General features: G+C 43.9%; 20 protein-coding genes and 2 riboswitches. Of the genes, 13 read left to right on the top strand and 7 right to left on the bottom strand.

Annotation, left to right across the window (positions count from 1 at the left end; all coding sequences use genetic code 11):
* The first annotated feature begins 14 nt into the window (after positions 1 to 14).
* The 11 genes from hisD (at position 15) to putP (ending at position 12,238) form a co-directional block, all read left to right on the top strand.
* Positions 15 to 1,325: a histidinol dehydrogenase gene (hisD, locus tag ABCM67_RS01015; RefSeq protein WP_022426334.1), complete on the top strand. Its 1,311-nt coding sequence runs from the start codon at positions 15 to 17 to the stop codon at positions 1,323 to 1,325.
* On the top strand, positions 1,325 to 1,912 hold the full coding sequence (gene hisB / locus ABCM67_RS01010; RefSeq protein ID WP_015524923.1) for an imidazoleglycerol-phosphate dehydratase HisB: 588 nt from the start codon (positions 1,325 to 1,327) through the stop codon (positions 1,910 to 1,912). Before hisD ends, hisB begins: the two co-directional genes overlap by 1 nt.
* An 18-nt stretch (positions 1,913 to 1,930) precedes the next feature.
* Positions 1,931 to 3,211 carry a bifunctional phosphoribosyl-AMP cyclohydrolase/phosphoribosyl-ATP diphosphatase HisIE gene (hisIE, locus tag ABCM67_RS01005; RefSeq protein ID WP_092070566.1) on the top strand — a complete coding sequence of 427 codons (1,281 nt, stop codon included), beginning with the start codon at positions 1,931 to 1,933 and terminating at the stop codon, positions 3,209 to 3,211.
* 171 nt (positions 3,212 to 3,382) lie between these two features.
* Positions 3,383 to 4,342 (top strand): M14 family metallopeptidase, encoded by a 960-nt coding sequence (locus ABCM67_RS01000; protein ID WP_015524925.1) that lies wholly within the window; start codon positions 3,383 to 3,385, stop codon positions 4,340 to 4,342.
* Positions 4,343 to 4,626: 284 nt separating this feature from the next.
* Positions 4,627 to 4,816: riboswitch (cobalamin riboswitch) on the top strand.
* 183 nt (positions 4,817 to 4,999) lie between these two features.
* Positions 5,000 to 5,938 (top strand): nickel ABC transporter permease, encoded by a 939-nt coding sequence (gene nikB / locus ABCM67_RS00995; RefSeq protein ID WP_021651480.1) that lies wholly within the window; start codon positions 5,000 to 5,002, stop codon positions 5,936 to 5,938.
* Positions 5,939 to 6,769, top strand: coding sequence for a nickel transporter permease (nikC, locus tag ABCM67_RS00990; protein WP_021651479.1), 831 nt, complete (start codon positions 5,939 to 5,941; stop codon positions 6,767 to 6,769). It abuts the gene before it with no gap.
* A gap of 58 nt (positions 6,770 to 6,827) precedes the next feature.
* Positions 6,828 to 8,396, top strand: coding sequence for an ABC transporter substrate-binding protein (locus tag ABCM67_RS00985; RefSeq protein WP_147602982.1), 1,569 nt, complete (start codon positions 6,828 to 6,830; stop codon positions 8,394 to 8,396).
* 14 nt (positions 8,397 to 8,410) lie between these two features.
* Entirely contained in the window at positions 8,411 to 9,196 is a 786-nt protein-coding gene (locus tag ABCM67_RS00980; protein WP_114002514.1) for an ABC transporter ATP-binding protein, read from the top strand.
* Positions 9,189 to 10,154, top strand: coding sequence for an oligopeptide/dipeptide ABC transporter ATP-binding protein (locus ABCM67_RS00975; protein WP_114002515.1), 966 nt, complete (start codon positions 9,189 to 9,191; stop codon positions 10,152 to 10,154). The genes ABCM67_RS00980 and ABCM67_RS00975 overlap by 8 nt, the downstream gene beginning before the upstream one ends.
* A gap of 190 nt (positions 10,155 to 10,344) precedes the next feature.
* Entirely contained in the window at positions 10,345 to 10,473 is a 129-nt protein-coding gene (locus ABCM67_RS00970) for a hypothetical protein (RefSeq protein ID WP_021651475.1), read from the top strand.
* 232 nt (positions 10,474 to 10,705) lie between these two features.
* Positions 10,706 to 12,238, top strand: coding sequence for a sodium/proline symporter PutP (putP, locus tag ABCM67_RS00965; protein ID WP_110103526.1), 1,533 nt, complete (start codon positions 10,706 to 10,708; stop codon positions 12,236 to 12,238).
* A gap of 115 nt (positions 12,239 to 12,353) precedes the next feature.
* Here the strand turns inward: putP and folK are convergent, their stop codons facing one another.
* From folK to ABCM67_RS00935, 6 genes are all read right to left on the bottom strand, one after another.
* On the bottom strand, positions 12,354 to 13,184 hold the full coding sequence (gene folK, locus ABCM67_RS00960; protein ID WP_114002516.1) for a 2-amino-4-hydroxy-6-hydroxymethyldihydropteridine diphosphokinase: 831 nt from the start codon (positions 13,182 to 13,184) through the stop codon (positions 12,354 to 12,356).
* Positions 13,185 to 13,193: 9 nt separating this feature from the next.
* Positions 13,194 to 14,000: a dihydropteroate synthase gene (gene folP, locus ABCM67_RS00955; RefSeq protein WP_342992421.1), complete on the bottom strand. Its 807-nt coding sequence runs from the start codon at positions 13,998 to 14,000 to the stop codon at positions 13,194 to 13,196.
* 11 nt (positions 14,001 to 14,011) lie between these two features.
* Positions 14,012 to 14,488 (bottom strand): HD domain-containing protein, encoded by a 477-nt coding sequence (locus ABCM67_RS00950; protein WP_021651470.1) that lies wholly within the window; start codon positions 14,486 to 14,488, stop codon positions 14,012 to 14,014.
* Positions 14,488 to 15,045, bottom strand: coding sequence for a GTP cyclohydrolase I FolE (gene folE, locus ABCM67_RS00945; RefSeq protein ID WP_015524935.1), 558 nt, complete (start codon positions 15,043 to 15,045; stop codon positions 14,488 to 14,490). The genes ABCM67_RS00950 and folE overlap by 1 nt, the downstream gene beginning before the upstream one ends.
* 144 nt (positions 15,046 to 15,189) lie before the next feature.
* Positions 15,190 to 15,286: riboswitch (THF riboswitch) on the bottom strand.
* Positions 15,287 to 15,505: 219 nt separating this feature from the next.
* Positions 15,506 to 15,781 (bottom strand): hypothetical protein, encoded by a 276-nt coding sequence (locus ABCM67_RS00940; protein WP_015524936.1) that lies wholly within the window; start codon positions 15,779 to 15,781, stop codon positions 15,506 to 15,508.
* Positions 15,778 to 16,134, bottom strand: coding sequence for a hypothetical protein (locus ABCM67_RS00935; RefSeq protein ID WP_022426549.1), 357 nt, complete (start codon positions 16,132 to 16,134; stop codon positions 15,778 to 15,780). Before ABCM67_RS00935 ends, ABCM67_RS00940 begins: the two co-directional genes overlap by 4 nt.
* 106 nt (positions 16,135 to 16,240) lie before the next feature.
* Between ABCM67_RS00935 and ABCM67_RS00930 the strand changes: the two genes are divergently transcribed.
* Positions 16,241 to 16,375, top strand: a complete 135-nt coding sequence (locus tag ABCM67_RS00930; protein WP_255363762.1) for a hypothetical protein — start codon at positions 16,241 to 16,243, stop codon at positions 16,373 to 16,375.
* 19 nt (positions 16,376 to 16,394) lie between these two features.
* Here ABCM67_RS00930 and ABCM67_RS00925 read toward each other — a convergent pair whose 3' ends face one another.
* The gene (locus ABCM67_RS00925) at positions 16,395 to 16,694 is read right to left on the bottom strand and encodes a hypothetical protein (RefSeq protein WP_092070538.1); all 300 of its coding nucleotides are present in this window, start codon (positions 16,692 to 16,694) and stop codon (positions 16,395 to 16,397) included.
* A gap of 174 nt (positions 16,695 to 16,868) precedes the next feature.
* Between ABCM67_RS00925 and ABCM67_RS00920 the strand changes: the two genes are divergently transcribed.
* Positions 16,869 to 18,137 (top strand): cell wall hydrolase, encoded by a 1,269-nt coding sequence (locus tag ABCM67_RS00920; protein ID WP_114002517.1) that lies wholly within the window; start codon positions 16,869 to 16,871, stop codon positions 18,135 to 18,137.
* The last annotated feature ends 27 nt before the right edge of the window (positions 18,138 to 18,164 follow it).

Genomic DNA, 18,164 nt, shown 5'->3' with positions numbered 1-18,164 from the left:
AGGCAGAATTTATTATGCGTAAGGTAAAACTCACCAAAGAATCTACAAAAGATATTCTGGAAACTCTCTTAAAAAGAAGCCCTAATAATTATGGAAAATACGAGGATGCAGTAGCAAATATCCTTGCCAAAGTAAAAGCAGAGGGAGATACCGCGTTATTTGCATTTACCAGAGAATTTGATAAAGTCGAAGTGACAAAGGATACGATCCGTGTAACCCCTGAGGAGATCGAGGAAGCATACAAGCTGGTAGATCCTTCCCTGATCGATGTGATCAAAAAAGCATTGGTGAATATCCGCAGCTATCACGAAAAGCAACTTCAGAACAGCTGGTTCACAAGCACAACAGACGGAACCATGCTTGGTCAGAAGGTAACCGCTCTGAACTGTGTAGGTGTTTACGTTCCCGGTGGAAAGGCTGTATATCCGTCTTCCGTGCTTATGAATATCGTTCCTGCAAAAGTTGCCGGTGTTGACCGTATTGTAATGACAACACCTCCTGGAAAAGACGGAAAAGTAAATCCAAGCACACTTGTTGCTGCCAACGAAGCCGGAGCAGATGAAATCTATAAAGTGGGTGGTGCACAGGCCATCGGAGCACTTGCATATGGAACCGAGAGTATTCCAAAGGTTGACAAGATCGTAGGACCCGGAAATATTTTTGTTGCGCTTGCAAAAAAGGCAGTTTATGGATACGTAAGCATTGATTCTATTGCCGGCCCAAGCGAGATCCTCGTTCTTGCAGATGAGACTGCAAATCCTCGTTATATTGCAGCAGATCTTCTTTCTCAGGCAGAACATGATGAGATGGCATCTGCGATCCTGATCACAACAAATGAGGAATTTGCAGATCAGGTAGATAAAGAAGTCAGAGGTTTTGTTGAGGTACTTTCCAGAAAAGCCATTATTGAGAAATCCCTGGAGAACTTTGGTTATATCCTGATCGCAGAAGATATGGACGAGGCCATTGAGGCTGCCAATGAAATTGCTTCTGAACATATGGAGATCGTCACAAAGAATCCTTTTGAAGATATGATGAAGGTACGAAATGCAGGTGCGATCTTTATCGGAGAGCACAGCTCTGAACCCCTTGGAGATTATTTTGCAGGACCAAACCATGTGCTTCCTACCAATGGAACCGCAAAATTTTTCTCCGCACTTTCTGTAGATGATTTTATCAAGAAATCCAGTATTGTATATTATTCCAGGAAAGCACTCCGAAAAATCCACAAGGACATTATCCAGTTTGCCACATCGGAACAGTTGACTGCACACGCAAATTCCATTGCAGTCCGTTTTGAGGAAGAGGACAAGGAGAACGAATAATGGCAAGAGAAGCACTGATCGAAAGAAACACAAAAGAAACGCAGATACGTCTGCAGCTGAATATTGATGGAACAGGAAGTTCCGATATTGATACAGGCATTGGCTTTTTTGACCATATGCTGGACGGTTTTACGCGCCATGGACTGTATGATCTTACGCTGAGAGTCCACGGTGATCTGAATGTAGATGATCATCACACCATTGAAGATACAGGGATCGTCCTTGGAAACGCTATCCGTGAGGCAGTTGGCGACAAAAAAGGAATCAAACGTTACGGCAGCTGTATCCTTCCTATGGATGAAGTGCTTGTGCTCTGCGCAGTAGATCTTTCCGGAAGACCTTATCTTGGATGGGATGCAGCGTTTTCTACGGAAAAAATAGGAGATATGGCTACAGAGATGGTAAAGGAATTCTTTTATGCAGTATCCTATTCCGCAGCAATGAATCTTCACATCAAGGTTCTTTCCGGAGGAAACAGCCATCATGTGGCAGAGGCCATGTTTAAAAGCTTTGCGAAAGCCCTTGATGCAGCAACACAGTACGATTCCCGGATCACAGACGTGCTTTCTACCAAGGGAAGCCTCTGATACAGAAGGAGACCACTTATGAACAAACAGTTGATCCCATGCCTTTATCTTCATTCAGAAAAGGCGGTAACCGGATTTGGACAGAGAAATCTTTTCGGAGACGGAAATGTAGAAACACTTGCAAAATTTTACGGTGACAATGGGGCAGATGAGCTTCTGGTATTTGACTTTTCTTCCGCAGATGCAGAGCATGACCGTGCGATCGGAAAAATCCGTGATATCTGTCAGGTATCTGAGATCCCGGTGATCGCAGCGGGAAATATCAAACGTATGGAAGATGTAAAAAAGCTGATCTATGCGGGATGTGCCAAAGTTGTACTGAATTTTTCGAAAGAGAATAATATCAAGCTTCTGGAAGAAGTATCCCGGCGCTTTGGAAAAGAGCGTATGATGATCAGCATCTCTGATCTGAGAGAATTCACAGAAAATCAGGATCTGATCGAAACATATGCAGACACTGTTCTGGCTTTGGACACTGTCGAAAATGAAATTGCAGAGATTTCTCAGATTTCCATTGTTCTTCATACCGATGAAAACAGATCTGAGAACGTTCTGGAGCTTTTAGGAGAACCAGCTGTGTCCGGACTTTGCGGTGCTTATGTAAGCAGTCTTGAAAATGATCTGCATACATTTAAGGAAACCTGCGAAGAAGCCGGAATTCCGGTAAACACATATAAAAGTAATATTGCATGGTCGGACTTTAAATTAAACAGTGACGGAATGGTTCCGGTTATTGTCCAGGATTACCGGACGGATGAAGTACTGATGCTGGCCTATATGAATGAGCTTGCTTTTAACACAACATTGAAGCTTGGAAAAATGACATACTGGAGTCGCAGCCGGAATGAGCTCTGGACCAAAGGTCTGACATCCGGACACGTACAGTATGTAAAGTCTCTTACTATTGACTGTGATAATGATACGATCCTTGCCAAAGTGGAGCAGATTGGCGCAGCCTGCCATACAGGAAACCGTACCTGTTTCTTCAAACCGCTGCTGAAAAAAGAGTACGATGATACCAACCCACTTCACGTGTTCCAGAATGTGTATGATGTGATCACTGACCGAAAAGAACATCCAAAGGAAGGTTCCTATACCAATTATCTTTTTGATAAGGGAATTGACAAGATTTTGAAAAAAGTCGGTGAAGAATGCACAGAGATCGTCATTGCAGCCAAAAATCCAGATAAAGAAGAGATTAAATACGAAATTTCAGATTTTCTTTATCATATGATGGTACTTATGGTGGAAAAAGGAGTCAGCTGGGAAGAAATCACCAAAGAATTGGTAAAAAGATAAATTATATATCATTCAGGAAAAAAGCTTTTGTACGTCGGATCAGAATGAACGGTTACGAAAGCTTTTTTCTGTTTTCCCGGAATCTTAAAAGAATATGTACAATTTCGGTTAGGCATGATATACTTATCGTCAAAAGTGCGGAAATATAAAAAAGGAAAAGGGAAACAACCAATGATCAAAATTGATGACTGGGTGATTGAAAAAGGAGAGAAGGCACAGGGGAAAATTAAGATCACAGGATACGGCATAGCAATGCCGGCAACTGTGATATGCGGAGTGAAAGACGGACCGACGATACTGATCACAGCGGGAATACACAGTGCGGAGTATGTAGGAATCCAGGCGGCAATGGAACTTGCAAAAGAATTTCAACCGGAAGAACTAAAGGGAAATGTGATCATCGTTCCACTGGTCAATGTCAGTGGCTTTGAGCATCGCACCATGAGTCTGGTCTATGAGGATGGCAAGAACCTGAACCGCGTTTTCCCCGGAGATCCTGAGGGAACAGCTGCAGATCGTATTGCCTATGCTATAGTGACAAAGCTTTTTTCCATAGCAGATTATTATATCGACCTGCATAGCGGAGATGGGTTCGAACAGCTTCATCCCTATGTTTATTATGTAGGGGTTGTAGATGAAAAGACAGCAGAGAAATCATTACATATGGCACGGCATATCGGCGTAAAATATGTGGTCCGTTCCACAACCGCCACAGGTGGCGCCTACAATTATGCTTCTTCTCTTGGAATTCCAAGTATTCTCATCGAAAGAGGCGGACACAGCTACTGGACCTGGGAGGAAGTAGAACAGGATAAAAGAGACGTCCGTCACCTTGTTTTTCATCTCCAGGGAAAGAAATGTCATGGTCTGAAGCATTACCGTCAGATGCTTCTTGAAAATGTAGTCTATGAATATGCGCCGTATACCGGATGCTGGTATCCATCCAAGAAGCCTGGAGAGTACTTCTTTAAGGGAGAAGAATTGGGTGAACTGAGAGATTACTATGGAAATTTACTTTACACATCTATTGCAACTGAAAACGGAGTCGTACTTTATCAGACAGCCAGTCTGAACATTATTGAAGACGGACCAATGATCGCATATGCAGCGATCACGGAGACTCTGACCTGATAGTAAACAACCTTTTCAGAACGCTTCTGTCTGAAATCATATTGAAACAGTAAGAAAACCGGGTTTTACCATTTGCTATTCTATTTGTAAAAATAGCGAGGTAAAATCCGTGTTTTTTTAGCAGATCAGATAAATCCAATTGTCAAATCCCCCATGGGGGATATATACAATTCAAGCATCTTTAACAAAATTTATGAGTTTTCTAAAAATATAACATTTTTCCATAGACATAAACTATAGTTTTATCATATAATGTTTCAGTAATTTGACAGCATTTGCTGATTTTCACATCAGCCGTTGTAAGTTCTGAGAGGATTAATAGGGAAACCGGTGTAAATCCGGTACGATCCCGTCACTGTAAGGGGAAATCCTCAGACAAAGTACCACTGGTCGAGTGCGTGAGAAATAGACCGGGAAGGTGTCTGAGGGTAAGGATCCTAAGTCAGGAGACCTGCTTGCAATTGTTTTAAAATGATTCTTACGGAAGATAGGAAGCATATTTATTTTGTGTGCCCGTATTTCGTCACGGGCTTTTTTCGTGCAAATTTTCTAAAATTCCATGCATATTCTGCATATTAAGAATCCAATAGTTTCTTTTATCTAACTAAATTAAAACGGCAATGTTAAAATCGCATCAAATGAGGAAAGGAGTAAAACGTGACAAAGAAACAAGTAGGAAAAAGATTTCTCCAGATCATCATTGTATTATTTGGAATCAGCTTTTTCACATTTGGACTGACCTACCTGTCACCTGGTGATCCTGCGGAGATCATGCTGACAGAGTGTGGTAATCTTCCTACACCAGAGCTTCTGGAACAGACAAGACATGAGCTTGGCCTTGATCAGCCCTTTCTCGTGCAGTATGGTTCCTGGCTGAAGGGTGTTGTTACAGGAGATATGGGACAGTCCTATTCTTTCAAAATGCCGGTAACAGATAAACTGGTATCCTGTTTCTGGCCGACGCTGAGGATGTCGTTGCTGGCACTTCTGATGATGGTCATTATTTCCATACCGCTTGGAATCCTGGCCGCTGTATATCAGAACAAATTCCCGGATTATTTTGTGAGAGGAATTACCTTTGTGGGAGTATCTGTTCCAAGCTTCTGGCTGGGCCTGATCCTTCTCAGCATCTTTGGTGTTCAGCTTCGCTGGATCAATGTTGCAGGAGGCAGTACGGATTTTAAATCCATGATCCTCCCGGCGCTGACTCTTGCACTTGCCATGTCTGCAAAATATACCAGACAGGTAAGAAGTGCAGTGCTGGAGGAACTTCATCAGGATTATGTCACAGGTGCAAGAATGCGTGGAATCAAGGAAAGCGTCATTCTCTGGAAACACGTCCTTCCTAATGTTATGCTTCCGCTGGTAACGCTGTTGGGACTTTCCCTTGGAAGTCTTCTGGGAGGTACTGCAGTTGTAGAGATCATTTACAACTGGCCCGGAATGGGAAATATGGCAGTAAAAGCAATTTCCTGTCGTGACTATCCTCTTGTACAGGGCTATGTACTCTGGATCGCGATCCTGTACATGTGCATCAACCTGCTTGTGGATCTGTCCTATACTTATCTCGATCCAAGACTTAAGGAGGATAGATAATTGAAAAAGGTATTACGAACATTCAAAGAAAATAAACAGTTCACTCTTTTCTTCATTCTGGGTCTCGTGGTGATCGGAATTGCGATCTTTGCGCCGCAGCTCTCACCATATGATCCACTGAATGCAGTTATGACCGAATCACTGCAGGAGCCAAGTTCCGCTCATCCGTTCGGAACGGATAAGCTTGGACGAGATCTTCTTTCCCGTGTTATCTTCGGAACAAGAACCTCTCTGATCATGACCTTATGTCTGGTTGCGGTGATCTTTGTCATCGGTACATTTTTAGGAGTTATTGCCGGATATTTCGGCGGCGTTGTGGATGCAGTGATCATGCGTATCGCAGATATGATGATCTCCTTCCCTGGGCTTGTACTGGCCATTGCTATTGCCGGTATGCTTGGACCAAACCTGGTCAATGCCGTTATCTCCATTGCGGCTGTAAGTTGGACAAAATATGCCCGTCTTGCACGAAGTATGGTCTTGAAAGTCAAGAAGAGTCTTTACATAGAGGCAGCTATAGTAAACGGAACAAAGACCTGGAAAATTCTTCTTGTACACATTCTTCCCAACATGGTAACCCAGATGGTGGTAACTGCGGCAGCAGATATCGGAACCATGATGCTGGAGCTGGCTTCCCTTTCATTCCTGGGATTTGGTGCAACTGCGCCGACACCGGAGTGGGGACTGATGCTGAATGAAGGAAGAACCTACATGGCAAAGGCGCCATGGCTTATGATCTACCCTGGTATCGCTATCGTGATCTGTGTTGTTGTTTTCAACATGCTTGGAGACAGCATCCGTGATGTACTGGATCCGCGCCAGGATCAATAAAACAACTCTGTAACAAACCAACACCATATAATCAGTATATTATCTTTAGGAGGATGAAATGAGAAATAATGTAGTTAAAAAAGTGCTGGCTGCTACACTTGCATGTATGATGACCCTTTCAATGACAACAGTGGCTCAGGCAAAAGGTGACAAAAAAAGTGATAAGGAGATCACCATCGGAGTAACAAGCTTTGCAGATACACTGGAGCCGACAGAGCAGTATTTCAGCTGGGTTGTATCCCGTTATGCGATCGGTGAGTGCCTTACAAAATTCGATGAGAACGGTGAGATCGTTCCATGTCTTGCGGAAAAGTGGGAAAACAGTGACGATGGAAAAACATGGACCTTCAAGATCCGTGAGGGCGTAAAATTCTCCAACGGTGACGATATGACACCGGAGATGGTAAAAGCCTCCATCGAACGTACCGCTGAAAAGAGTGACCGTGTTCCGGAATTCTTTGATCTCGACAGCCTCGAAGTTGACGGACAGAACCTGATCTTCCATCTGAACAGAGCAAATGCAAACATGGCCGGATGCCTTGCAGACCCGCTGTTTCTGATCGTAGATACAAATGTAGATGATTCTACATTTGCCATGGAAGGACCGATCTGTACAGGACCTTACGCAGTAGAATCTTTCAGCCCGACGGATTCTTGTATCGTAGTAAAAAATGAGAACTACTGGGATGGAGAAGTTCCCCTTGATAAAGTTACACTGAAATGTGTGGATGACCAGACAACACGTTCCATGGCTCTTCAGACAGGTGAGATCGATATCGCTTACAACCTGAAAACAGAGAACCTGGTTGAGTTTGAGGGAAATGACAATTACGACATCCAGGAGCTTCAGTCTCTTCGTTCCACCTATGCATTCATGAACCAGAACGAGGATCATGCACTCAGCGATAAGGCTCTTCGCCAGGCACTTCTTCGTGGTCTTGACAAGGAAACATACTGCAACACTCTTCTCGAGGGTGGTGCAACAGCTGGTAAAGCACCGGTTCCTCCAACACTTGACTTTGGATTCGATGATCTGAAGGATGAAAATTCCTATGATCCGGACAGCGCAAAGAAGATCCTTGATGAGGCTGGATACAAAGATGTTGACGGTGACGGATTTGTAGAAACTCCTGACGGAGATCCTCTTGTTCTTGATTTTGTTATCTACACAAGCCGTGCCGAGCTTGGTGTATACGCACAGGCAGCACAGGCCAGTCTGAAGGAGATCGGTATCAACGTAAACCTGAACACAGTAAGTTATGAGACACTTCTTGACATGAGAGATTCCGGTCAGTATGACCTTCTGATCTGGAACGTGCTGGTAGCAAACACTGGAGACCCTGAGAACTACTTAAGAGAGAACTGGTACAGCTCCTCTGCAAACAATACTGCAGGATACAATAACCCGGAGGTTGACAAGCTTCTTGACGAGCTTGCGCAGACATTTGATGAGGACAAGAGAAAAGATCTCATCATCGATATTCAGCAGGATATCATGGATGATGCTGCAACTGTATTCTTTGGTTATGAGACAACCTACCTCTTCTCCAACAAAAAGGTAACAGGTGTTAAGATGTATCCAATGGATTATTACTGGCTGACAAAGGATATCACTCTTGCCGAGTAAAGGAGCGCTTATTTATGCTTGAGATCAAGGATCTTTCCGTTCAGTACGGAAAACAGGCACCTACCATTGAACATTTCAACCTTTCCATGAAGAAGGGGGAGATCATCAGTGTGGTAGGCGAGAGTGGAAGTGGAAAAACAACCGTGATCCGTGCTGTCCTCGGCGCACTTGCCGGAGGTGGCCGGGTCAGCACCGGAGATATTCAGTTTCACGGACATTCTCTGCTTTCCAATACAAAGGATGAATGGAGAAATTTAAGGGGTACCCGCATTTCCATGATCTTCCAGGACTGCGGCGGAACCCTGAACCCTATCCGTAAGATTGGAAGTCAGTATGTAGAATATATCTGTACACATACGGATGTATCCAAAGCAGAAGCATGGAAGAAGGGATGCTCCATGCTTCAGAAAATGCGTCTTCCTGACGCAGAAAATATCATGAAAAGTTATCCTCACCAGCTTTCCGGTGGTATGCGCCAGCGAGTTGGTATTGCCATGGCCATGACTTTTAACCCGGAGCTGCTTCTTGCAGATGAGCCGACCAGTGCGCTGGATGTTACCACACAGGCACAGATCGTACGCCAGATGATGGAGCTTCGTGATGATTTCGGAACCGGTATCATCATTGTTACCCATAACATTGGCGTAGCAGCCTATATGGCTGATCAGCTTGTTGTTATGCAGAACGGAAAAGTTGTGGATCAGGGAACACGAGATGAAGTCATGGAGCATCCGACCAGTGACTATACAAAGAAACTGCTGGCTGCAGTGCCGGAAATGGAGGGACAGCGTTATGTTTAAGGAATCCGATATCGTACTCAGTGCAAAACATATCGTAAAACAGTTCCCGGCTTCCGGCGGCAGAACTTTAACAGCCTGCAATGACGTAAACTTAAATGTTTATAAAGGAAAGACTCTGGGAATCGTCGGAGAAAGTGGCTGCGGTAAATCAACCTTTGTCCGCATGGTCATTTCTCTTGACAAGCCGACCAGCGGAGAGATCCTTTACCATGGAAAAAACCTCTCTGATCTTTCCAAAAAAGAAACCTGGCTGAACCGTCAGAACATGCAGATGGTATTCCAGGATCCGCTGGCGTCCTTTGACCCCAAAATGAAGATCGTGGATATTCTCACAGAACCCCTGATCAATTACGGAAAGCTGAAAAGAAGCGAAAAGGAATCCAAGGCCAGAGAACTTCTGAAAATGGTAGAGCTTCCTGAAGATTTTACAGACCGCTATCCACATAACATGAGTGGCGGACAGCGTCAGCGTATCAGTATTGCCCGGGCACTTTCCCTGGAACCGGAGATCCTGGTGTGCGATGAGGCTACCTCTGCACTTGACGTTTCCGTACAGGAGTCCGTGATCCGGCTTCTGGTACGTCTCCAGAAGGAGAAAAACATCAGCATGCTTTTTATCTGCCATGACCTGGCTCTGATCCGTTCCTTTGCTCATCAGATTGCTGTCATGTACCTCGGGAATATCGTGGAGGTAATTCCGGGAGAGGATGTTACGGAAAAGTCTCTTCATCCATATACACAGGCTCTTCTGGGGGCACAGTTTTCCATTCATATGGATCAGAACAAAAAGATCGAGAGCATCGAAAGTGAGGCCCCCAGCCCTCTGGATGTTCCTCATGGCTGTCCATTCCAGAATCGTTGCGAACACTGCATGGAGAAATGCAGGACGATCCGTCCTGTGCTCACAGAAGTAGAGTCCGGACATGAAGTAGCCTGCCATTATGTAACGGAAAAATAAGGAAATGCACAAAACAGTATGATTTTTAAAAACTTTAAAGTACTGGGCATTCTGCTGCTGTCGAAGACGGAGATATCCAATATACAATAGGTGTTGTAGTATATAATCAGGACAGCCCGGAAATGAACATGTTCATGAATTATTACAGAGAATACATCGCGCTGACAGGTGGTTCCTCCGCGGAAACTACATGCATCTTCAGAAAACGATCGGTGTTCTGAAAGCTCTGGCTGAGAAGGAGGGGCTGACTTATTCCGAGGATGTTGAGAAGCTTGCATATACAGTGGAAGATGTGCAGAAGCGTATGGAAGAAAAATAAACAGAGATTTTGAAAAAGAGCTGGGCCGCCTTATATGGTTCAGCCCTTTTTCTTCATATAAAATACTTTTTTATGTAAAAAAACGAAAAATTCTCTTTACTTTCTAAAGTTAATATAATAAAATTTATAAATATGTGTAAAACTGGTTTAAAAGCAGAAAGCATGGGGATGCATAAGCAAAATCCCTCATGTTTTGTGATTTTAAAGCAGAAACATGGAAGGGAGAGAAACAATGACAACAGCACATATTTGTATAATGGCAGCCATTATCGTCTATCTGGGTGCAATGATCTTTGTAGGTTATCTTTGCTCCAAAAACAATAATGACAGTTCTGATTTCTATCTTGGAGGACGAAAGCTTGGTCCACTTGTCACAGCTATGAGTGCAGAGGCTTCTGACATGAGCAGCTGGCTTCTGATGGGCCTGCCGGGACTTGCTTATCTTACCGGTATTGCAGATGCAGGCTGGACAGCCATTGGCCTTGCGATCGGAACTTACGTAAACTGGAGGATCGTGGCAAAAAGAATCCGCCGCTACACACATGTGGCAGGAAATTCCATTACATTGCCATCCTTTTTCAGTAATCGTTACAGAGATGAGAAAAAGATCCTGCAGTCTATCGGAGCGATTTTTATCGTGATCTTTTTTATTCCGTATACAGCTTCCGGATTTGCAGCCTGTGGTAAACTTTTTGCAAGTCTCTTCGGTGTAAAATATCTGCCAGCTATGATCATCAGTGCACTGGTCATCGTTGGATACACCACACTGGGAGGATTCCTGGCAGCATCTACCACGGACTTTATCCAGAGTATCATCATGTCCATCGCTCTTGTGATCGTATTTGTATTCGGGATCAGCACAGCAGGTGGTATTGAAGCAGTTGCAGACCATGCAAGATCACTGCCCGGATATCTGACTATGTTTACTACATATGATCCAACAACCGGAACAGAACAGGCATATCCACTGCTTAATATCATTTCCATGCTTGCATGGGGACTTGGATATTTCGGAATGCCGCATATTCTTCTTCGTTTCATGGCGATCGAAGACGAAGAGAAGCTTACACTTTCCAGAAGAGTAGCAACTACATGGGTAGTGATCTCACTGGCAGTAGCAGTACTGATCGGTGTGGTAGGACTTGGAATGACAGCAGCAGGAGAGTTTGACCTTCTGGAAGGCTCCGCATCTGAGACAATTATCGTTCAGATCGCAGATCTTCTCAGTAAACATGGTGTAATTGCAGCAATCCTTGCAGGACTCATCCTTGCAGGAATCCTGGCATCCACCATGTCAACTGCAGATTCTCAGCTCCTGGCAGCATCCTCAGCAGTTTCTTCCGACCTTCTCGGAAGTATCCTGAAGGATAAAGAAACAAAAAAAGAAAGCATGGTAGCCGATAAGATCACGCTTCTTCTCATCGCAGTAGTAGCCATGTTTATTGCCCGCGACCCGAACAGCTCTGTGTTTACTATCGTATCCTTTGCCTGGGCAGGCTTCGGAGCCGTATTCGGCCCGGTGGTACTTCTGGCATTATTCTGGAGACGTTCCAACTGGCAGGGAGCCCTGGCAGGAATGATCTGTGGCGGTTCCATGGTATTTATCTGGAAATACGGAATCAGCACGCTCGGCGGCGCCTGGGGAATCTATGAACTTCTTCCCGCATTCCTGGTGGCCATTGCAGCAAACATCATCGTCAGCCTCATTACCAAGGCACCATCCAAAGAGATCACCGACGAATTCGACCTGGTAAACCAGAAATAAAATATTTTTTAGATAATAGTCAATAATTCACACTGATACAAAACAAGCCCGATACAGATTGTAGTAAAGATATCTGTATCGGGCTTGTTATCTTTTTATTATTTAATAAATAAAGTCACACCGCCAAAGTTTTTCCCTCAAGCTTTTTTAACAACTGCTCCATTGTTAAATTCAACACCGGATGCCGAAGATACGGTGCGATCTCCACCATAGGCTTCAAAACAAAATCCCTGTTTTCCATATCAATATGAGGCACATGTAGTTCCACTGTATCAATGATCTCATTATCGTAAAACAGAATATCCAGATCCAGTGTCCTTGGTCCCCAGTGAATGATCCTTTTCCGGTCCGCAGCCTGTTCCAGCACATGCAGCCTGTCAAGAAGCTCCTCCGGAGAAAGCAGCGTCCGGACTCTTAAGGCTCCGTTGAGAAACTCATCCTGCTCCACATCCCCATAAGGCTCCGTTACAAGATACTCGGAAACCTTTTCAACAACAATCTCTTTCATATCCCGAAGACCCTGGATCGCATTGTCCAGGTATTTCTTCTTATCCCCCATATTGGAACCAAAAGCAATATAAGCCGTATGCCAGCCTCGGGTAATTTCCACAGCAACGGTTTTCAGCGGAAGGCCTACCGGAGCCCAGGGCTTTTCAATACGGAGAGTGATCTTTTTAAGAAGAGGGAGAGAAAGCAGCAGCATCTCTGCCAGATTCTCCACAGCAGCCTCCAGAAGTTTATAAGTATTTTTCTGAAGAAAATCGGTGATCATATGACTGACTTCTCCATAATTGATGGAAGCAGAAAGATCATCTGTCAGCCCTGCCGGACGTGTTTCTGTATACATAACAGCAGAAACAACAAATTTCTGTCCGAGAGCTGTTTCTTCCGGAAACACACCATGGTTTGCAAAAATCTCAAGATCTCTGATTTCGATTTTATCCATCAGTTCCTCCTAACGTCCCAGAATAGCTTCTGTCATCTGGATGACGCGTTTATTTTCTTTGATGTCATGAACACGGACAAATGCACAACCCTTCATAACACCGATCACCGATGTGGCAAGAGTTCCCTCTACACGCTGATCTACAGGAAGATCAAGGGCAAGTCCGATCATGGATTTTCTGGAGGTACCAAGAAGTACCGGATATCCCAGCTTCCGGAAAAGCTCCAGATTATCCATGGTCATCAGGTTCATCTCATAGGTTTTACCAAATCCGACACCAGGATCAAGGATGATCTTATCATCGGCAATACCGGCACGTTTGGCAATATTGACACATTCCTGGGTTTCTGCCAGCATATCCACAATAAAATTATTGTATTCAGTATTATCTTTGTTATGCATCAGACAGCAGGGAGCCTGATATCTGGCAATAACAGGAGCCATTTCAGGATCATATTTCAGTCCCCAGATGTCATTGATAAGATCTGCTCCGTGTTTCAGGGCTTCTTCCGCAACACATCCCTTATAGGTATCTACAGAGATGGGGATATCAAAACGCCCTTTTACTGCTTCGATAACAGGAAGAATACGCTCGATTTCCTCCTGTGCGCCAACCGGTGTATGCCCCGGACGTGCGGATTCTCCACCGATATCAAGAATATCAGCACCTTCGGCGATCATAGCTTCTGTATGTTTCAGGGCATGATCCATATCGTTCCATTTTCCGCCATCTGAGAAAGAATCCGGTGTAACATTTAGGATACCCATAATATATGTTTTGTTTTTTACATCAAACTCACGATTTCCGATTTTCATGGAAAAACCTCCTAATATTGGATCGTCATATTTTTTTTGGCAGGAGACCAGTAACATTCCGGCTCTGCTTTACAGGAAAAACAGTTTCTGGAGCTTTTGTCCGCAGTATAGAGCAGTTTTCCAAGAACTGTCGGATCCGTCTGAGCTCTGTGACCACGTATTGCCGCAATGATCGCTTCCATTTCTTCCATAGAAAATCCAAGCTCGTTTAAGATCTGTCCTGCGATAGCAGCACCGGCCTCATCATGAGGAGTGCCATCTTCATACTGTCTGGCCCGTCCGATATCGTGAAGAAGGGCAGTACAGTAGATCAGTTCCTTTGAAACAGGAGCATTTTCCTCAAGTGCCCGGATATAGGCAAGGCGTGCCACATCCAAAAAATGCTCCGGTGTATGTCTGCAGAATTCACGGTCAGTCTCCAGAAGCTGAAGCTTATTAAGCTCATTCTGATAGAGCGGATGATTCCAGATTTGATTCACTCTGTCCATCAGTCCTTGACCATAGCAAGAAACTGTTTCTGAAGCTCCATATTTTCTTTAAATTCACCTCTGGTAACAGTCGTAACCGTTTTGCTTCCTGGCTTTTTGATCCCTCGCATGGTCATGCAGGTATGCTCCGCTTCCAGCATAACCATGATTCCCTTTGGAGCGAGAACACGTTCCAGCGCATCTGCGATCTGCACAGTCAGACGTTCCTGGATCTGCGGTCTTCTTGCATACACATCAACGGTACGGGCCAGCTTGCTTAAGCCGGTAACCTTGCCATTTGGGATATATGCGATATGAGCTTTTCCGTAAAAGGGCATAAGATGATGTTCACACATGGAATAAAAGGTAATATCCTTTTCCAGAACCATTTCATTATTCTCTACATGAAACTGTTTCTGAAGATGTTCATCCGCTTCATTATCAAGTCCGCCATAAATTTCCTCGCACATGCGGGCGATACGTTCCGGAGTTCCCTGCAGTCCCTCTCTGTTTACATCCTCGCCGATTCCCTCGAGAAGAAGCTTGATCGCCTCTTCAACTTTTGCTTTGTCTACCATAAATAACAACCTCCATTTGTTAAAAAAATCACGTTTTTCGGAGACTGTCTCTTTTATTTTTGCGCATAAAAAAAGATATCTCCAATTGTAATAGAACGTATGTCGAAAAAGCCCTACACAATATGAGATATTCTCTTATATTGCTGCAACGGGTGCGGATTTCATACCGTAAGACGTACTTTTCGTTCTGGCGACAACTCCCCATTCGCCAAACACTTGACGCATAAAATCCTATTTTGCATATCATTCATTTCACGGACAAGTATACCATATACTGATATAAGAAGAAAGGGAAAATGATAAAAAAATATCACAAAAATAGGGAATATGTTCTATGAATTATGCGATAGAATCTATGGATATGTCAGATTTTTGCAGATTATATTCCGACAAATATAAAAAGAATTACAAAGTAGAAAATCCCGGAACAGAAAACCGCTGTTCCGGGATCACAAAGCTGTTAATGACGTATCATTTTCATCAGATTCACAATTCTGTCAAGCTTAGCTGCCTCTGCCGGACTTTTCCCCATTTTCAGAACTTCTATGATAGTGGAGATCTCATCAGAGCTGAAATTTAAGCCCGCATTTTTTCCTTTAGAAGCTGCGCCCATGATAAAAGGCAGAAGTTCGGACGGATTTTTCCCCAATCCCTGATCTGCCAGTCCCTGAAGCATGGAAAGCTTCTGAGGGTCCATTCCGGAAAGCCGGGGATTATTTTTCCAGTCATCACTCATGGATTCTCACCTCCTGACGAATCTTCATTCATGATCTGAAGCATCTGGATCGTAGCCATAAGACTGGTGATATGATCGATCTGACGGCGATTTTCTCCGCCACAGCACTTACGGATATCCTGCAGCATTTCCAGAGGATCGGTGCCGGAAAAACCGGTAGCCTGCAGATCGGCTGTTCTACGGCTGCTTTGAAAAAGCGACATGGTATTCCGAAGTTCCCGGACTTTCGTATACACAGATAAAAACCGCTGCCCGGAAGAAGGAAGGTACGGGATCATGGCTTTCAGCATCTGATCCTGGTCACTTTCCACCATTTCATCCAGAGCAGTACGTGCGATAGGCTCCTGTTCCATAAAAAAATCCTTTTTCCTGAAATCTATGAATTTGCAGAAAGAAATATGACAGAAACCTTCTCTGGTCATATTATATATAGAAGAAATTTTTCAAAGGAATGTGATTATGGAATCTGAAAAAAAACAGGAACTTGTCATTGATGGAAATTCTTTTTATGAAATAGATCTGAAATGTCTGGAAGAGAAAAAACAGAAACAGGAGGAAGCAGAAAAACGGCAACAGAAAAGGCAGAGGAAATAACCTCTGCCTTTTCAAAAGATCAGCAGCAATTGTTGCAGCCGCATCCATTTCCGCACAAAAGCAGAAGAAGGATGATGATCCAACAGCTGTCGTTGCAGCCGTTGTTATTACAGCCACAGCCACTGTTGTTTCCACAGCAACACATCAGACAGATGATCCAAAGGATACAGGAGCAGCTGTTTCCACCGTTTCCAAACAAGGAAGTTCCGCAGCCATTATTACAGCCACAGTTATTGTTACATCCACATCCTGTGCTGCATCCGGAATCACAACCACATCCGCAATCACATCCACAATTGGTAGCCGCTAAGTCACTCATCGATAAGTCCTCCAGCAAATTTTATTTACACTTCATCATATGGCAGGAGTCCGTCCACAGTTACAAAAAAGTTGACAGTGTTTATTCATTACGATATAATAAACGAAATGTAACATTTTTGTAATTTTTGAGACAAACTAGCTTTTATATCTAAAACAGGAAATGGGGAAAATTATGAAGAGTTTCAGAACAAAAAAATGGCTGAAGGGTCTGATGCTTGCCATGCTGCTGATCGTGGGAAGCACAGTCTTTTCTGCTTCTGCAAAAGAGGTACAGGCTGCCACTGCAGGCTTTAAAACTATCGATGGAAAAACATACTACATAAAAAGTGATGGGAGCAAGCAGAAAGGCTGGCTGACCCTGGGCGGATACAAGTACTACTTTAACACAAAGACCGGAGTACAGGTAAAGGGCTGGATGAAGGTCAATGGCAAATATACCTACTATTTTACAAAAGGCAAGGGTGTTATGGCAACCGGCTGGATGACAGATTCCAAAGGCCATAAGCGCTATTTCAACCCCAAAACAGGTAAGCTTACCACAGGCTGGGTAAACTGCAGCAAGGGAAGGAAACGTTATTTCACAAAAGGTGGAGGCATTATGGCAACCGGCTGGCTCACCAACAGCAAAGGGCAGAAACGTTATTTTTACAAAACTTCCGGTTATATGGCAACCAAATGGGTAAAAAACAAATCCAAAAATATCAGCTACTATTTTGCCACCAGTACCGGTTATATGTATACTGGTCTGAAGACGATCGATCAGAAGAACTATTATTTTAAATCCAACGGTGTCATGGCAGTAAGTACCTCCGTGACAGTGAATGGAATTACATACTCCATCGCAGCAGACGGAGTGGCCACTGCGAAGACTACCAAACCAAATCTAAATGTCAGCAATGGAGATGTCAAAGTTTACGATACCAAAAACAGCAGATATTACACTATGGTAAAAGAATATAAGAGCCATCCTGGAATAGCCAACGGCAAGACATCCGATGAAGCACTGCTGGCCGCACTTTGCGAATCGGAGGCAGGCGATCAGGGCAAGATCGGAATGGAAGCAGTAGCACTTTGTGTTCTGAATCGTACGATCAAATCAGACAAGGAATTTCCATCTACGATACGAGGTGTGATCTATGAGAATATCGGAAGCAGCACAACCCCACAGTATTCTGTAGTGCGGAACGGGGCCCTTCTCAAACGTCTCAATGGTCAGTTTGAAAACCGTACTCTTGCTTATCAGGCTGCAAGAGAAGCAATGACTATTTTCAATAAACATGTCACTTCCGGCAAAGCCAGAACACTCAGAGGATTTAAACAGAAAGATTTTAATTATATGTATTTCATGATGACCAGCTATTTCTGGAACCAGAATCTGAATTTCAGCAAAGTGAAATATGAAACTTATAAAGGCCATACATTTTTTGTAGACTGGGTATAAGCAACATAGTCTCCGGCAGTAAACTTT

This window comes from Blautia sp. 2227st1_G12_2227SCRN_220401 (assembly GCF_039062885.1).
In the GTDB taxonomy this organism is placed as follows: domain Bacteria; phylum Bacillota; class Clostridia; order Lachnospirales; family Lachnospiraceae; genus Blautia_A; species Blautia_A fusiformis.
The sequence above is the reverse complement of the archived record's forward strand: the minus strand, read 5'-3'. Positions and strand labels throughout refer to the sequence as shown.

Bases quoted from the DNA above. Each gene is read 5' to 3' on its own strand.
- ABCM67_RS00950 (WP_021651470.1), bottom strand. From the start codon at position 14,488: ATGGACAGAGTGAATCAAATCTGGAATCATCCGCTCTATCAGAATGAG.
- ABCM67_RS00985 (WP_147602982.1), top strand. From the start codon at position 6,828: ATGAGAAATAATGTAGTTAAAAAAGTGCTGGCTGCTACACTTGCATGT.
- ABCM67_RS00970 (WP_021651475.1), top strand. From the start codon at position 10,345: ATGCATCTTCAGAAAACGATCGGTGTTCTGAAAGCTCTGGCTGAGAAG.
- folP (WP_342992421.1), bottom strand. From the start codon at position 14,000: ATGAAAATCGGAAATCGTGAGTTTGATGTAAAAAACAAAACATATATT.
- hisIE (WP_092070566.1), top strand. From the start codon at position 1,931: ATGAACAAACAGTTGATCCCATGCCTTTATCTTCATTCAGAAAAGGCG.
- ABCM67_RS00930 (WP_255363762.1), top strand. From the start codon at position 16,241: ATGGAATCTGAAAAAAAACAGGAACTTGTCATTGATGGAAATTCTTTT.
- ABCM67_RS00980 (WP_114002514.1), top strand. From the start codon at position 8,411: ATGCTTGAGATCAAGGATCTTTCCGTTCAGTACGGAAAACAGGCACCT.
- ABCM67_RS00935 (WP_022426549.1), bottom strand. From the start codon at position 16,134: ATGGAACAGGAGCCTATCGCACGTACTGCTCTGGATGAAATGGTGGAA.
- ABCM67_RS00940 (WP_015524936.1), bottom strand. From the start codon at position 15,781: ATGAGTGATGACTGGAAAAATAATCCCCGGCTTTCCGGAATGGACCCT.
- ABCM67_RS01000 (WP_015524925.1), top strand. From the start codon at position 3,383: ATGATCAAAATTGATGACTGGGTGATTGAAAAAGGAGAGAAGGCACAG.
- ABCM67_RS00920 (WP_114002517.1), top strand. From the start codon at position 16,869: ATGAAGAGTTTCAGAACAAAAAAATGGCTGAAGGGTCTGATGCTTGCC.
- hisD (WP_022426334.1), top strand. From the start codon at position 15: ATGCGTAAGGTAAAACTCACCAAAGAATCTACAAAAGATATTCTGGAA.
- ABCM67_RS00975 (WP_114002515.1), top strand. From the start codon at position 9,189: ATGTTTAAGGAATCCGATATCGTACTCAGTGCAAAACATATCGTAAAA.
- putP (WP_110103526.1), top strand. From the start codon at position 10,706: ATGACAACAGCACATATTTGTATAATGGCAGCCATTATCGTCTATCTG.
- ABCM67_RS00925 (WP_092070538.1), bottom strand. From the start codon at position 16,694: ATGAGTGACTTAGCGGCTACCAATTGTGGATGTGATTGCGGATGTGGT.
- hisB (WP_015524923.1), top strand. From the start codon at position 1,325: ATGGCAAGAGAAGCACTGATCGAAAGAAACACAAAAGAAACGCAGATA.
- folE (WP_015524935.1), bottom strand. From the start codon at position 15,045: ATGGTAGACAAAGCAAAAGTTGAAGAGGCGATCAAGCTTCTTCTCGAG.
- folK (WP_114002516.1), bottom strand. From the start codon at position 13,184: ATGGATAAAATCGAAATCAGAGATCTTGAGATTTTTGCAAACCATGGT.